Origin of the sequence: Flavobacterium sp. LMO6, assembly GCF_009495795.1 — a bacterium.
Lineage (GTDB): Bacteria > Bacteroidota > Bacteroidia > Flavobacteriales > Flavobacteriaceae > Flavobacterium.
On the sequence record NZ_WIBH01000001.1, the window covers coordinates 89,774 to 104,552 of the forward strand.

Below are 14,779 nucleotides of genomic sequence, written 5' to 3' on the forward strand. Positions count from 1 at the left end.
GCGAATCTGCGGTAAATTTTTAAAATCTAATTCGCGAAAACGCCTCTTTTGTTGATAATTGGTAAATCGGCAGTGGCTTTCTCGTTGATGGAATTGGTTCTAAAAACGAAGGTTTTATCGAATAATTGACCGTTTGAGAAATACGATAACATGAATTCGTTATTCAATTGTAAAACGTTGTTTTCTAACAATTCAACTTTAACGGCGGTTCTTGGTTCAACTTTGGCAAACGCATGACGAAATGTTCCTGTTTTTCGTTCTTCGCCACTGATTAAACCATAAGCTCGTGAAACTACCATAGCCATTTCTAGCAAATCATCGGTATCGTTTATTAAATAAGCATACCAAGAATTTTCCATAAAATCGTCGTTCCATTCTTGAAAAGCAACAATGTGAACGTTTGCTACTTTTGGGATGATAATGTCTTTTTTCATTTTGCCACGAAGCCACAAAGGCTCAAAGTTTTTATTCTCTTAATGTGATTCCTAATAAAGTTGGAATATTGATTATATACTCGATTTGAATTGCTCTAAGAAACGCACGTCGTTTTCATAAAACATACGGATATCACCAATTTGGTACAACAACATGGCAATACGTTCTACTCCCATTCCGAAAGCAAAACCGGTGTGTTCGTCTGGATTGATACCGCAGTTTTTCAATACGTTTGGATCTACCATTCCGCAACCACCAATTTCTAACCAACCCGTTCCTTTGGTAATTCTGTAATCGGTTTCGGTTTTTAATCCCCAATAAATATCGATTTCAGCACTTGGTTCTGTAAATGGGAAATACGATGGACGTAAACGAATTTTCGATTTTCCGAACATTTCTTTCGTAAAGTACAATAACGTCTGTTTTAAGTCGGCAAACGAAACGTCTTTGTCAATATACAAACCTTCCACTTGATGGAAAATACAGTGCGAACGCGAAGAAACTGCCTCGTTACGAAATACTCTTCCTGGAGAAATCGTACGAATTGGCGGTTTGTTGTTTTCCATATAACGCACTTGCACTGATGAAGTGTGTGTTCTCAACAAAACATCAGGATTGGTTTGAATGAAAAACGTATCCTGCATATCTCTTGCTGGATGGTATTCTGGTAAATTTAATGCAGTAAAATTGTGCCAATCGTCTTCTATTTCTGGACCTTCAGACACGTTGAAACCAATGGTTGAAAAAATATCAATCATTTGGTTTTTTACAATAGAAATTGGGTGGCGCGAACCAATGTTCATAGCTTCTCCCGGGCGCGTAGTATCGCCGTAAATTCCTTTTGCTTCTTCTTTATTTTCTAAAGCGTCTTGAATGGCTTTTACCTTTTCTTCCGCCGAAGTTTTCAATTCGTTAATTACTTGACCAAATTCTTTCTTTTGTTCGTTTGGAACATTTTTGAATTCGGCAAAAAAATCTTTCAACAAGCCTTTACTTCCTAAATATTTAATTCGGAAGGCTTCTAATTGTTCTTTATTATCGGTTTGAAAAGCTTTTACTTCTTCAATATGGGCTTTAATCGTTTCTGTCATCGCTCGTTGTATAAAGGTGCAAATTTAGTAAAAAGTTGGGAGTTGGAAGTTGGAAGTTAGGAGTTTTTTAAGTTAGCAATCTCGGTCACAGTTTTCAGAATTTACAAATTTGCTAACTGCGACTGAAAACTAATCTATCAACTCTTTCTCTAAAAAGTAGCTTACGATGGCTTCTTTCATTAAAACAGATTGCTCACCCGCTTTTAACGGTGGTAATTCTTCTTTTATTTTGTAATGTGGCCAACCATCATTATCAAAATAATCAAATTCATAATATCCGTAAGGTTCTAGTAACCTACAAATAGCAATATGCATCAGGTTTACTTTCTCGTCTTTTTTAAAGGCTACATTAATTTTTCCTAATTCTTGAACGCCTATTAGATAAATAATTCCTTCTAAATCAAGGTCTTCTCCACTCGAAAATCGAGTAGATAATATGTTGATAACGCTTTCCCAGCGTTGTTTTAATTGTTCGTCTCTTGACATTTTCTATGGTTTTGGGTAATGGGTGATGGGCAATGGGTTTCTTTGACCAATTACTGATAACCAATTACCAAATTTCATGCAAAGATAACAACAGAAAACGAGTTTCAACAATTCTTTTATCTTTGTTCTTTATTCTATTTTCTTTTTATATGAATTTTATTGATATTGTATTTGCAGTTTTATTAGGTTTTTCGGTTTATAAAGGATTAAAAAACGGACTTTTTGTTGAAGTGGCTTCGTTTGTAGCTTTGATTTTAGGAATTTATGTCGCAATTAAATTTTCGAGCTTAATTGGCGGGGTCTTTAGTGATTATGTGCCAAGCTGGAATCCGAAATACATAGAAATAACGGCTTTTATCATTACGTTTTTACTGGTGGTGATTGGTATTCATTTAAGTGCAAAAATTTTAACCAAATTAGCTGATTTTGCTTTTTTAGGTTGGATTAACAAATTGGCTGGTGTGATTTTTAGTTTGTTAAAAACGATTTTAGCATTAAGTGTTGTGCTTTTCATTTTTGAGAAAATTAATATTGACAACATGCTGCTTTCTAAAGAAACACAAGAGAATTCGATATTTTATAATCCAATTCAGAATATTTCAAAAGCGATTTATCCTACGATTGAAGGTTGGTATGATAGTTTGAAGTCGGAAGTTGCAAGTGAGGAGTAAAAGCTTCTATAAGTTCATCCTAACAAACCTAAATTCTGATTACTAAAAAACTGAACACTGAAAACTACTTCTTTACTTCTTTAATTGCATCTTTGTCAATCCACGCTTTTGTTTTGTCAGTAAGTTCTACTTGTTTCCAGTTGCCTAACGTTTCTAAAACGAAGACTTTTGTGCCTTCATGAAGGGTTACTACGTCTTCGGAACTGTTTTTTGGTTCAGCTTTTAAAGTAGTAACTTCTGCAAAAATGATGGCTGGGTTGTAATTGGAATCGTATTTCTTTTGTAAAAAAGCAGAAAAAACGGTTACACCAATTCCGATTAAAAACAACAGAAAAAAAGTAAAAAAAGTACGTTTTAAAAACACGGTATTTCCGAAATAATAGCCTAAAAAGGATAGTAAACTCAAAAACGCAATAAAAACAGCTGTCCAAGCCCAAGTATCATAATGCAATTTAGAGACAAATTCTTTTACCATTTTCTTAAAACCGACTTCTGGAACAATTTTAACATCATCAATAGCCATTTTTTGCGCAAAAGACAGATTGGTTAGAATCGCTTCGTCATCTGGGTTTAAAAGCAATGCTTTTTCGTAATTGTAAATCGATGGCGCTACTTTTCCTAATTTGTAATAGCAATTGGCCATGTTAAAATACAAATCGGCCGATTCGTTGCCTTGATTTACAATGCTTTCGAAAGATTGTACTGCTTGTTCGTAATCGCCTTTGTTGTACAAATCGTTTGCTTTTTTAAAAGTAGCGTCGATTGATTCGTTTGCTAAAGCGAATTGAAATGTTAGTATGAAAAGGAGAATGTATTTTTTCATAATTTATTTGTTAAACCAATCTTGTATCTAAATTAATCCTTTTTGAGATGCTGAAACGAGTTCAGCAGGACAAGTTCCTATTTTGTGGTTAAATTTGTTTTTCAAGTTCCGTAATTATTTCGATAGCTCTATCAAAATCATTGTTCATGGCAGTGTCGGTTGCAGGTGCATATCTTGCAAATTCGCAATCGTTCATTAATTCCATAAACTGATTGACACTGATTTCAGATGCATTTTTATTTTGTAATATTTCAATAATATTTTCTTTACTCATTTCAACCGTTTCAATATGCAATTTGGCTTTTAAGAAATTGTGTAATGCTTTTTCCATTGCCATATAAAATGGTACTTTATCTCCCATTTGTTTTTTAGCTTCTGATAAATATTTCTTAACTAATTTGTTGTTTCTTCGAACTCTGTTTCCAAAAGCATCGGCATCTTTAGCTTCTTTTTGTTTTCTAGCAATCATTACAATTGGAATCAAAAACAAAGGCGCTAACAACAATGAATAAAATAAGCCCGAACCTAAGAAATCTTTTTTATGAACCGAAGCAAACTCAGATTTTAATTTATTGTATTGAAATACATCTTTTTTGATAACTTCTTGCTTATTAGTTGCTTTTTGATTGGAAACGATTGTTCCGTCACCTTCTAAAACATCAATTGTTATTTCATTTGATGTAATCGTTTTATAAGACTTAGTTGTTAAGTCATAATACGAAAAAACAATAGGTTTAATCGTGTATTTTCCTTTAAATTGTGGTATTATGGTATACTTGTCTGAAATTTTTCCTGCCATTCCGGTAACAGGTGTTTCCACATTTTCAGTATGTGCAGGTTCGTACATTTCAATAGCACTTGGCACAACCGGTTTAGGCAATGTGAATAATTTTAAATTTCCTTTTCCAGAAACACTTATTTCCAAATCTAGAGATTCTCCGGCTTTTAAAGTAGTTTTTGATGGTTTAACAACAAAATCAAATTTTCCAACTGCACCGGTAAATCCTTCTGGTTTTCCGTTTTCGGGAAGTGGTTTTACGTTGATAGTTTGTACTCCTGTTGAAAGTGATTTTTGAACTACACTCATTTCATATTGTCCGAAAAAATCTCTTCTACCTGTTGGTACTTCGGCATCAATATCAATTTTAAAAGGCTCTATTTTTTTGGCTCCCGCTTCTAAAGGATACAGTATAACTTTTCTCAAGACCACCATACTAAAGTCTTTCCCGTTGAATTTTCCGCGTTCAGCCGTAAGTTGTTTCATATCGATATACTGACTCCAAAAATCTTCATATTTTGGCGCAATAAAATTTCTAAAATTACCAACAGTAGATCTTGGCTCAAAATACAATTTATAAATTACGGTTACAGGCTCGTTTACAAACGGATTCTTAGTAGACATCTCGGCTACTAAATGAATTCCTTCTCCAAAATTTGCATTGTTTTGCTGGCCAGGATAAGTTGGCATTTGAATAGGATCAGTAATGGTAATCTTAATGGGTGCCGATTTATATGTAGTTTCGTTATATTGAATTGATGCTGCACCAATTGTAAAAACGCCTTTTTTTATTGGAGTTAAATAATAGATTACTTGTGTAGAAATTTCTCTTTTTTGAGACACTTTTCCGTTTACTACGGTTATAGATGTTTGGTTTCCTCGGTTAATAAAAGGACCTTCGGTTTTGAAACCTGAAATTTTTGGTGGTTCAAAATTATCTCCTTCATTATTTATAGAAAAAACCAACTGAATTCGTTCATTTAAACCATAAGAAGATCTTTCTGTTTGCGCTTCAAATTTTACTTGTGCGGAAACAGCATTATATAATAATGAGAATAATAAAATTAAAATTGTTTTTTTCATGAATTACCAATCTTTTTCATTTGAAACCGGACGCGCTTTTACTTTTTTAGCATTTACTTTGTCCTGCACTTTCTTTTCTGCATTGTTAACTGCATCTAAAATATTATCGATACGTTGTTTGTCGGCACCACTAGGTTTTGGATTTTCTTTTTCATCTTCTTTTTTCTCTCCGTCGCCCTTGTCTTTATCTTTATTCTGATCTTTTTTATTGTCTTTATCAGAATTTCCTTTGTCGTTTTTATTGTTTTCTGGTTGTGGTTTTTTGTCGTTACCACCTTTGTTTTTATCATTATCACCTCCTTTTGGTGGCGGATTTTCTTTTTTCTTTCTTTTAGCTAAAGCATAATTATAACGCGTTTCTTCGTCAAATGGATTATTTCGCAAAGCATTTTTGTAGGCATCAACCGCAGCATCATAATTTTTATCTAACATAAATGTATTGCCTAAATTATGATATATTCGGTGCTTTTCTGTTTTTGTTTTTGCCGTTTCTAGTGCTTGAATGTATTTAATTTGCGCTTCGCCTTGCTGATTTTGTCTGTAAATACTATTTCCTAAATTATATCCTGCAGTTGCTTTTTTGGGAGATTTTTTAGATTCAGTTACTCGATAATCAGCTTCTGCATCTGTATACTTTTTTTGTTCAAATGATTGATTTCCATTATACAAATTTTTATCGCTTTCTTGACTAAAAAGCATTCCGCTAACTAATAAAACTACTAAATAAACTATCTTATGCATGTTTTTTTTCATTAAATAAGTTTAACTTTTGTACCCAATTTGTTTTTTTCTCTAATAGAAAAACATCTACAAGAAGTAATAAAAATCCTAAACCTAAAAACCATTGATATTGCGATTCATAATCGGCTATTTGTTGCGATTCGAATTCTGTTTTTTCAATTTTATCTAATTGTTTTTTTACTTCTTCAACTACCTCTTTTGTAGAAGAACCAAAAATGTATTTTGACTTTGTTTTGGTTGCGATATTTTTTAAAACGTCGGGATATAATTTTGTTATAACATTTTCACCATTTTGATCTTTTTTATATGATGAAATAGTTCCTTTGTTATCTTTTAAAGGAATTAATGCACCTTTTTCTGTTCCTACACCAATAGTTAAAATGCGAACTCCTTTTTCTTTGGCTAAATCTATAGCCTCAGAAGCTCCTTCGCCATGATCTTCTCCGTCTGAAACCAATATAATTAGCTTGCTTGTATCTTTTACATCAAAGTAATCTACAGCTAATTTTATAGCATCATTAAATGCCGTTCCTTGAGAAGAAACCATATTCGTATTCATGCTTTGCAAATACATTTTAGCAATACTATAATCGGTTGTCATAGGTAAAATAGGATAAGCACTTCCGGCATAGCCTACAATTCCAACTCTATCATTCCCTAATTGATTAATAATTTGCGATACGAGTTGTTTTGTTTTTTCTAAACGGTTTGGTTTAATGTCTTCTGCCAACATACTTTTTGAAATATCAACTGCAAAAACAATGTCGATACCTTGTCGTTTAACCGTTTCCATTTTTGTTCCCATTTTTGGGTTTACAATAGCAATTATAACACAAACTAATGCTAATAATAGAATAATGATTTTTAAAACAGGTTTAAAAGTCGATTTTTCTGGGCTTAATTTTTGAAATAATTCTAAGTCTGAAAACGCAGCTTGCTTTTGTTTTTTCCAAATTAAATTGAATACAAAAAGTGCTACTATAACCGGTATTAGTAGTAATAAATAAAAGTATTTTGGATTTTCTAACTCAAACATTTTCTCTCTTTCTAAACGATTCCTCTAAAAACTGAATTTCTCAATAACATTTCAACTCCTAATAAAACAAAAGCAATTAACACAAATGGCTTATATTTTTCATCATAGTTGTAGAATTTTTTCTCATCTATTTCAGTGGTTTCTAATTTGTTTATTTCGTCGTAAATGGCTTGTAATTTTTTATTTGACGTAGCTCTAAAATATTTAGCATCAGTGTTTTTTGCAATTTCTTGCATTAATTTTTCATCTATTTCCACTGGCATCATTTTAAAAACTAATTTTCCGTTTGCGTCTTTTGCAACAGGAAACATAGCTTTTCCGTTAGTTCCAATTCCAATAGTGTACACTTTAATACCGTATTCTTTTGCTATACTAGCTGCTGTTCTAGGATCAATTGTTCCTGAATTATTTACACCATCGGTTAATAAAATAATAATTCGGCTTTTAGCTTTACTATCTTTTATTCGATTAATAGCTGTTGCTAAACCAACTCCAATTCCTGTTCCATCTGCAATTATAGAATCGTCAAATTCTACTGATTTAAGCGATTGTAAAATAATTGTTTTATCAGAAGTTACAGGGGTTCGCGTATAACTTTCTCCAGCATAAACTACTAAACCTATTCGGTCGTTTATTCTATCTTGTACAAATGTAGCTGCTACTTTTTTTAAAGCTTCTAAACGATTTGGTTTTAAATCATTGGCTAACATACTACTAGAAACGTCAATTGCCATTACAATATCAATTCCTCTGGTAGTTTTAGATTTTGAAGTTACATCTACGCTTCTAGGACGAGCCATTGCAATTATAATTGCGCTTAATGCAAGCAATCTTAAAACATATAAAAATGGTTTTGCTTTAGATAAAAAAGTACGATTTCCTTTAAAAGGTGTAATCGAACTCATTTTAAGTGTTGCCGATAGCTGATTTCTTTTAATAAATAGCCATGCAATTGCAAATGGCAACAATACAAATAGCCACAAAAATTCTGGATTTAAAAAAGTTACTTTTCCCATTATTTCTTAGCTTTTCTTAGTTCTATTGAATTCTGAATTTTTTCGATAATTTTTTTAGCATAATCATCTTCTTCTCTATAAATTAAGAAAAATTCTTGAGCACCACCTGCTTGTGATAACACCATGATTTCATAAGACATTTTTTGATCTTCTTTCTCTACTTCATTAAAAGCGGTAAATGATCCGTATGCTTTTTTGCCCGAAAGTCCTTTAGCGTTTTCAAAATCAGCTGTTTTAACCACTATGTTTTTTGCACCTAAACGCTCTAACTCTTTTAAATTTGTTTCTAAAGCTACGTCTAAATCTAAACGAGTAGTGTCTTTAAAAGCAGTTGAAATTAATATAGTTGAAAAATCATCTACAATACTTCCGTTAATAAATCGATTATTAGATTTTACATTTTCTGGAAGATTGTTCTGAATTTTTTCGTCGTTAAATCTTTTTAACACTTTTGGCGTTGAAATAATTATAGCTGGTTCTCCGTATTCAGAAGTTATCCATTCTTTTTCAAGTAATTCTTCTGTTGTATAACCGATATAATTTTCTTTTAAATAATCAAACCCAATGGTGTACATAAATATAATTACGGATATTAGAAACAATCCTAATGATAAACCAACAGCCGCCATTGTTCTAAAGAATTTCTGTTTTTTTAATTCTTTTTTACGCACTTCTTCTGCAAAAAGAGCTACTGATTCTTCTTCTGTTCTTGGTAACGCTTTATCTATTATTAATAAAAATTTATCAATTGTGTTTTTGTCTTTTTCAATTTCAAAAAGAAGTGGTTGTGATTTTGCAAATTTTACCAAATCTGAATTCTCTAAAACACTTTTAAACCTTTCTAATTCTTCACGATTTACAAACATTTTCTTTTCAGAAATTGCCTTCTTTAATGAGTCTAGTAACTCACTCGATGTGCTTTCCATTGCAGGAATATGTACCGATTCTTCTATATAAGTTCTTGCAATATCTGTCATTTCGGAATAGTATTCTTTTACTTCTCCTTTTTGAGGCAATTGCTTTTTATCTAAATTTTGAAGGTATGCGATAGCTTTTTCAATAGGTGAGGCAAAAAATTCTTCTTTTTGAACTTTACCTTTTTGAAGTCTTTTAATAATAAAATAAGATCCAAAGCCTGAAGCAACTATTAAAGCAAGCAAAACCAACAACTTCCACCATTCGTTACTTGGTTTTTCTTCTGTAGCAATAATATCTCTAATATCATACATTTGTTGTTTTGTAGTATCTACTTTAACATCATTAACAATGATTGATAGAGAATCTGTTTTAAAATCTGCTTTATTGATTTTTACTAAAAGTTTTGGAATAACGTATCTTCCTGAATCAAATTGAGTTAAACCATATTTCTTAATTAATTCGAATTCAGTATTGTTTTTAATCGTGTCTATTGGATATGATTCTAACACTTCTAAAGCTCCAAAATTTTTAGCATTTGGAAAAACCACTTTATCTTTAGCGTTTACTTTTGCCTTAATGGTTAAATTAAATTGTGAACCAATTTTAATTTGTGTAGAATCGATAGAAGTTGTGATTTTTTGAGCAGTACCCAAGAAACCAAAACACAATAAAATATAAACGTAAAAAATCTTTTTCATTTTTTCCTTCTTCTTAATTTCTCGCTTTAAAATAACCTAATAATTTGGTTACATAGCTTTCATCTACTCTTGAACTTATGGTTCCGGCGCCACATTTAGAAAATATATCTTTAAAATAAGTTACATTTTCTTGATAATACTTTTCATAATTAGTTCTAACTTGTTTAGAATTAGTGTCTACTAATAAAGTTTCTCCTGTTTCAGCATCCATCATGTTTACAATTCCAATATTTGGAAGACTCTCTTCTCTTTGATCATAAACTCTAATTCCTGTAACATCGTGTTTTTTAGCTGCAATTTTTAAGGTTTGTTGATAATCTTTCACCATAAAATCGGAAATCATAAACACAATGGCTTTCTTTTTTAAAACTCCTGACAAATATTTTAACGCCTGAGCTAAATCGGTTTTATTACTTTTAGGTTGAAACTCAATTAACTCCCGAATAATTCGCAACACGTGCGATTTTCCTTTCTTAGGCGGAATAAATAATTCAATTTGGTCTGAAAACAATAACAATCCTATTTTGTCATTATTTTGCGTTGCCGAAAAAGCTAATGTTGCAGCAATTTCAGTAACCATATCGCGTTTTTGTTGGTTTTTAGTTCCAAAGCTTTCAGAACCCGAAATATCAACAACCAACATCATCGTTAATTCACGCTCTTCTTCAAAAACTTTTACAAATGGTTCGTTATAACGTGCGGTAACATTCCAATCAATAGCTCTTACATCATCTCCATATTGGTATTGACGCACTTCTGAAAACGTCATTCCGCGACCTTTAAAAGACGTATGATATTCTCCCGAAAAGATATGATCACTCAATCTTCGGGTTTTAATTTCAATTTTTCGAACTTTTTTTAGAATTTCTTTGGTATCCATTTTTATTAGTTGGCAGTCGCAGTTGACAGTCGCAGTATTAAATCAGTAGTATCTGAAAACTGAGACTGAACACTGATAACTAAATTAAGGCACTTCAATTTCGTTAACGATTTTGCTAATAATGTCTTCTGTAGTTACATTTTCAGCTTCTGCTTCATAGGTAATTCCTATTCTGTGACGTAATACATCATAAACCACTGCACGAACATCTTCTGGAATTACATATCCTCTACGTTTGATGAAAGCATAACATTTAGCAGCAGTTGCCAAATTAATACTTCCACGTGGCGACGCCCCAAAACTAATTAAACCTTTTAAACTTTCTAATTTGTATTTTTCAGGATAACGTGTTGCGAAAATAATATCTAAAATGTATTTTTCGATTTTTTCGTCCATGTACACTTCACGAACGGCTTCTTGAGCTCTTAAAATTTGCTCTAACGAAACCACCTCATTCACTTTTTCGAATGCGCCTTTTAAATTTTGACGAATAACCAAGCGTTCATCTTCCATTTTTGGATAATCAATAACCACTTTTAACATAAAACGGTCAACCTGAGCTTCCGGTAACGGATAGGTTCCTTCTTGATCAACCGGGTTTTGAGTTGCCATTACTAAGAATGGTTTATCTAATTTAAACGTTTCGTCTCCAATTGTAACTTGCTTTTCCTGCATGGCTTCTAACAAGGCCGATTGCACTTTTGCAGGAGCACGGTTAATTTCATCCGCTAATACGAAGTTGGCAAAAATAGGTCCTTTACGAATGGTAAAATCGTTTTGTTTGATGTTATAAATCATTGTACCTACAACATCTGCAGGTAATAAATCTGGCGTAAACTGAATTCTGCTAAAAGAACCATGAACTGCTTGTGATAGCGTGTTAATTGCTAAGGTTTTTGCTAATCCAGGAACACCTTCTAATAAAATATGTCCTTGTCCTAATAATCCAATCAGTAATCGTTCTACCATTTGCTTTTGTCCTACAATTACCTTGTTCATTTCCATGGTAAGTAGATCAATAAAAGCACTTTCTCTTTCTATCATTTCATTAATAGCTCTAATGTCTAAAGTCGATGTATTTTCTTCCATTTTGGTTTTAATTTGGCGCTGTGAAATTAACAACATTTTTTAACGCTGCAAATTGTAATTTTTTTTAGATTTTAGTTGTTAACATTGCGTTAAAAAACAATAAAAAAAGTAGGTTTTGTGAGTGTTTTATGATTCAATTTTATAATTTTAAGAAAATTTTAGAAATTAGATACAATATGTCAGTAAAATTATCACCTATTATTGCAGGAGTTATGAATTGGGGTGTTTGGGATAAAAACCTGAATACAAACGAAATGAATCATTTAATTCATCTCTTTTTAGAAAACGGAATAACTACTTTTGATCATGCCGATTTATATGGTGGTTATACCACTGAAGCAGCTTTTGGAAAAGCTTTAGCTTCAAGTAAAATGGATCGAGAAAAAATTCAACTGATAACCAAATGCGGTATTCAATATGTTTCTGAAAATAGACCTAAAAATGTAATTAAACATTATGATTATTCTAAGGAATACATCATTTGGTCGGTAGAAAATTCACTAAAAAATTTACAAACCGATTATTTAGATGTTTTTTTACTGCACAGACCAAGCCCATTAATGCAAGCGGATGAAGTTGCTGAGGCGGTTGAAAAATTAAAAGCAGCAGGAAAAATTCTTTCTTTTGGGGTTTCTAACTTTACATCTTCACAAACCGAATTATTACGTCAAAAAACAGAAGTCTCGTTTAACCAAATTCAGTTTTCTGCAACCAACCATGAAGCCATGTTAGATGGAAGTTTAGATTATATGCAATTGCATAAAATTACACCAATGGCTTGGAATCCGTTAGGAGTTGTTTTTAGAGAAAATACCGAACAAACACAACCTTTAAAATTACTCTTTTCTAAATTAGTAGATAAGTATCATGTGGGTGCTGACTTAATTTTATTAGCTTGGATTTTACAACATCCTGCCAATATTTTACCAGTAGCCGGAACCATTAATGTAAGTCGCATTCAACAATTAATGAAAGCAAAATCATTGGTTTTAGATAAACAAGATTGGTTTGCTATTTGGACAGAGAGTATGGGGAATAAAGTGCCTTAAAATAGTAATTAGTAACTAGTGATTAGTAATTAGTTTTTGCTATTCACTAGTTACTATTTACTCATCACTAAAAACATGATAAACAAACGTCTACTTATCAAAAATCTACTAGCTCACAACGATGAGAACAGTTTTTATGATAAAAAACGCCAGTTAAATTTACATACAAAAGAAGGAAAAGCAAAATTTTTAAAACACATTTGTGCGCTTTCTAATTCAAATCCGAGTAACAATTCCTATATTGTTGTTGGTGTGGAAGATGAAACCAATGAAATTGTGGGTGACGATTTTTTTGATGATAGTCAAATTCAAAATTTAGTAAATGCCTATTTAGAAAATCCGCCAAAAATTCAATATGAAAACGTGCCTTTTCCTAATTTACCAAAAGAAAAAGTAGTGGGGTTGGTTACCATAAAACCAAAATCTAAAACTTCTTATTTTAAAAAAGGAATTCACACTATTGAAGCCAAAAGTACCTTTATTAGAAAAGGAAGTAATACAACGCCTACAAAAGATAAAATTCCGTATTCCAAACAAAATATTGAAACAGTTATAAGTTTAGAAAACAATTCGCGAAATAGTATTTCGTATACGTTAGAAAGTGTATTGGATTTTATGAATAACCGGCACAAAGATTTAGAATCAAATTATAAGGTTTTTAAAGAACTTTTTGTGGTTTGCTGGGCCGGAAACAAGAAAAAAGTGCGTGATAAAACCTATTTTTCAAGAGTGGATATTGAATTGGTAAATGAACAAGTAAAACTATTTTATTCTGCGTTAGATGAAGTAAGTATTGAATATGATAATGAATCTTTTTCTATTACAGAATACGTTTGTTTAGGACTAAATGATAAAACGAGTTTCTATCCTCTTGAAAAGGTAATTTTAACTTTTTTTGATAATGGATATTATAAAATGGATTCTCAAATGTTATTTGAACCTCCGCAATACAATAAAAAAATGTTGCATCACATTTACAATTCAAACATTACCTTGCTTAATAAACTTAATAAAGGAACACCACTACAAGACATAGAAAAAAAAGATTTGGTAAATGTATCTCATACTTTAATGATTTGTTATTTGAATGGATTTGACGAAGCCAAACAAAAATTAATTGATGCAAAAGCAAATATGAAAGCATTTGATAATCCGTTAGTATATTTGTCGTTCAAAGAAGTAATGCGAATTTTAAGAAAAATGAAATATAATAAAAAGAATGAATAGAAAATTAGTAATTGGCGACATTCATGGAGGATTAAAAGCATTAGTTCAAGTACTAGAAAGAGCTAAAGTTTCCGAAAAAGATACCTTAATTTTTTTAGGAGATTTTGTTGATGGTTGGAGCGAATCGCCAGCGGTTTTAGATTTTTTGATACACCTAAAACAACAACAAAATTGCATTTTTATTAGAGGAAATCATGATGATTTATTACTAAAATGGTTGTGCGGAGATCATGAAGGTTTTGATGAAAAAATGTGGTTTTTACATGGCGGTGAAGCAACAGCTTTATCCTATCAAAATAAAGATGAAGCTACAAAAAACAAGCACATTCAATTCTTAAAATCGTTGCAAAATTATTATTTAGATGATGAAAATCGACTTTTTATTCATGCTGGATTTACCAACTTAAGAGGTGTTACACATGAGTTTTTTAAACCTTTATTTTATTGGGATAGAACTTTATGGGAAATGGTTTTGGCTATGGATAATGAACTTTCGAAAGACGCCATTTCCTATCCTAACCGATTAAAATTATATAAAGAAATTTACATTGGTCATACGCCTGTTACTAAAATTGACGAAACCATTCCTGTAAATAAAGCTTGTGTTTGGAATGTAGATACAGGCGCTGCTTTCAAAGGAAAATTATCTATTATGGATGTGGACACCAAAGAATTTTGGCAAAGTGATGCCTTACCTGATTTATACCCAAATGAAAAAGGAAGAAATTAATTGCTTTTTTTTATGTCATCTTAATACT

Annotated in this window: 15 protein-coding genes; 4 read left to right on the forward strand and 11 right to left on the reverse strand. The window is 31.6% G+C overall.

The features are described from left to right. Positions 1-26: 26 nt before the first annotated feature. The 3 genes from GFJ99_RS00360 to GFJ99_RS00370 all read right to left on the reverse strand — a co-directional run bounded on the left by GFJ99_RS00360 (position 27) and on the right by GFJ99_RS00370 (position 2,012). A complete protein-coding gene (locus GFJ99_RS00360) occupies positions 27-434 on the reverse strand; it encodes a hypothetical protein (protein ID WP_153207052.1) in 408 nt (135 codons plus the stop codon). A gap of 72 nt (positions 435-506) precedes the next feature. Then, positions 507-1,526: a phenylalanine--tRNA ligase subunit alpha gene (pheS, locus tag GFJ99_RS00365; protein WP_153207053.1), complete on the reverse strand. Its 1,020-nt coding sequence runs from the start codon at positions 1,524-1,526 to the stop codon at positions 507-509. A 129-nt stretch (positions 1,527-1,655) separates the two neighbouring features. Then, complete coding sequence (locus GFJ99_RS00370) at positions 1,656-2,012, reverse strand: hypothetical protein (RefSeq protein WP_153207054.1); 357 nt, start codon at positions 2,010-2,012, stop codon at positions 1,656-1,658. A gap of 149 nt (positions 2,013-2,161) precedes the next feature. Here GFJ99_RS00370 and GFJ99_RS00375 point away from each other — a divergent pair, with 149 nt between their 5' ends. Then, entirely contained in the window at positions 2,162-2,683 is a 522-nt protein-coding gene (locus GFJ99_RS00375; protein WP_153207055.1) for a CvpA family protein, read from the forward strand. A gap of 64 nt (positions 2,684-2,747) precedes the next feature. Here GFJ99_RS00375 and GFJ99_RS00380 read toward each other — a convergent pair whose 3' ends face one another. The 8 genes from GFJ99_RS00380 to GFJ99_RS00415 form a co-directional block, all read right to left on the reverse strand. Further along, positions 2,748-3,506 carry a tetratricopeptide repeat protein gene (locus GFJ99_RS00380; RefSeq protein WP_153207056.1) on the reverse strand — a complete coding sequence of 253 codons (759 nt, stop codon included), beginning with the start codon at positions 3,504-3,506 and terminating at the stop codon, positions 2,748-2,750. An 88-nt stretch (positions 3,507-3,594) separates the two neighbouring features. Beyond that, positions 3,595-5,367: a BatD family protein gene (locus tag GFJ99_RS00385; protein ID WP_153207057.1), complete on the reverse strand. Its 1,773-nt coding sequence runs from the start codon at positions 5,365-5,367 to the stop codon at positions 3,595-3,597. A 3-nt stretch (positions 5,368-5,370) separates the two neighbouring features. Then, positions 5,371-6,108 carry a tetratricopeptide repeat protein gene (locus GFJ99_RS00390; RefSeq protein WP_040470482.1) on the reverse strand — a complete coding sequence of 246 codons (738 nt, stop codon included), beginning with the start codon at positions 6,106-6,108 and terminating at the stop codon, positions 5,371-5,373. Further along, positions 6,101-7,144, reverse strand: coding sequence for a VWA domain-containing protein (locus tag GFJ99_RS00395; RefSeq protein WP_008255236.1), 1,044 nt, complete (start codon positions 7,142-7,144; stop codon positions 6,101-6,103). The genes GFJ99_RS00390 and GFJ99_RS00395 overlap by 8 nt, the downstream gene beginning before the upstream one ends. An 11-nt stretch (positions 7,145-7,155) precedes the next feature. After that, positions 7,156-8,160 (reverse strand): VWA domain-containing protein, encoded by a 1,005-nt coding sequence (locus GFJ99_RS00400; RefSeq protein ID WP_153207058.1) that lies wholly within the window; start codon positions 8,158-8,160, stop codon positions 7,156-7,158. Continuing rightward, complete coding sequence (locus GFJ99_RS00405; protein WP_153207059.1) at positions 8,160-9,776, reverse strand: BatD family protein; 1,617 nt, start codon at positions 9,774-9,776, stop codon at positions 8,160-8,162. The genes GFJ99_RS00400 and GFJ99_RS00405 overlap by 1 nt, the downstream gene beginning before the upstream one ends. 13 nt (positions 9,777-9,789) lie before the next feature. Continuing rightward, on the reverse strand, positions 9,790-10,656 hold the full coding sequence (locus GFJ99_RS00410; protein ID WP_008255250.1) for a DUF58 domain-containing protein: 867 nt from the start codon (positions 10,654-10,656) through the stop codon (positions 9,790-9,792). Positions 10,657-10,740: 84 nt separating this feature from the next. Continuing rightward, entirely contained in the window at positions 10,741-11,745 is a 1,005-nt protein-coding gene (locus GFJ99_RS00415; RefSeq protein ID WP_153207060.1) for a MoxR family ATPase, read from the reverse strand. A gap of 176 nt (positions 11,746-11,921) precedes the next feature. On the opposite strand from GFJ99_RS00415, the gene GFJ99_RS00420 reads away from it, so the two are divergent. The 3 genes from GFJ99_RS00420 (at position 11,922) to GFJ99_RS00430 (ending at position 14,751) form a co-directional block, all read left to right on the forward strand. Then, positions 11,922-12,794, forward strand: coding sequence for an aldo/keto reductase family oxidoreductase (locus GFJ99_RS00420; protein WP_153207061.1), 873 nt, complete (start codon positions 11,922-11,924; stop codon positions 12,792-12,794). A 75-nt stretch (positions 12,795-12,869) separates the two neighbouring features. Beyond that, positions 12,870-14,021, forward strand: coding sequence for an ATP-binding protein (locus GFJ99_RS00425; RefSeq protein WP_153207062.1), 1,152 nt, complete (start codon positions 12,870-12,872; stop codon positions 14,019-14,021). Then, positions 14,014-14,751 carry a metallophosphoesterase family protein gene (locus GFJ99_RS00430; protein ID WP_153207063.1) on the forward strand — a complete coding sequence of 246 codons (738 nt, stop codon included), beginning with the start codon at positions 14,014-14,016 and terminating at the stop codon, positions 14,749-14,751. Before GFJ99_RS00425 ends, GFJ99_RS00430 begins: the two co-directional genes overlap by 8 nt. Positions 14,752-14,779 lie beyond the last annotated feature (28 nt).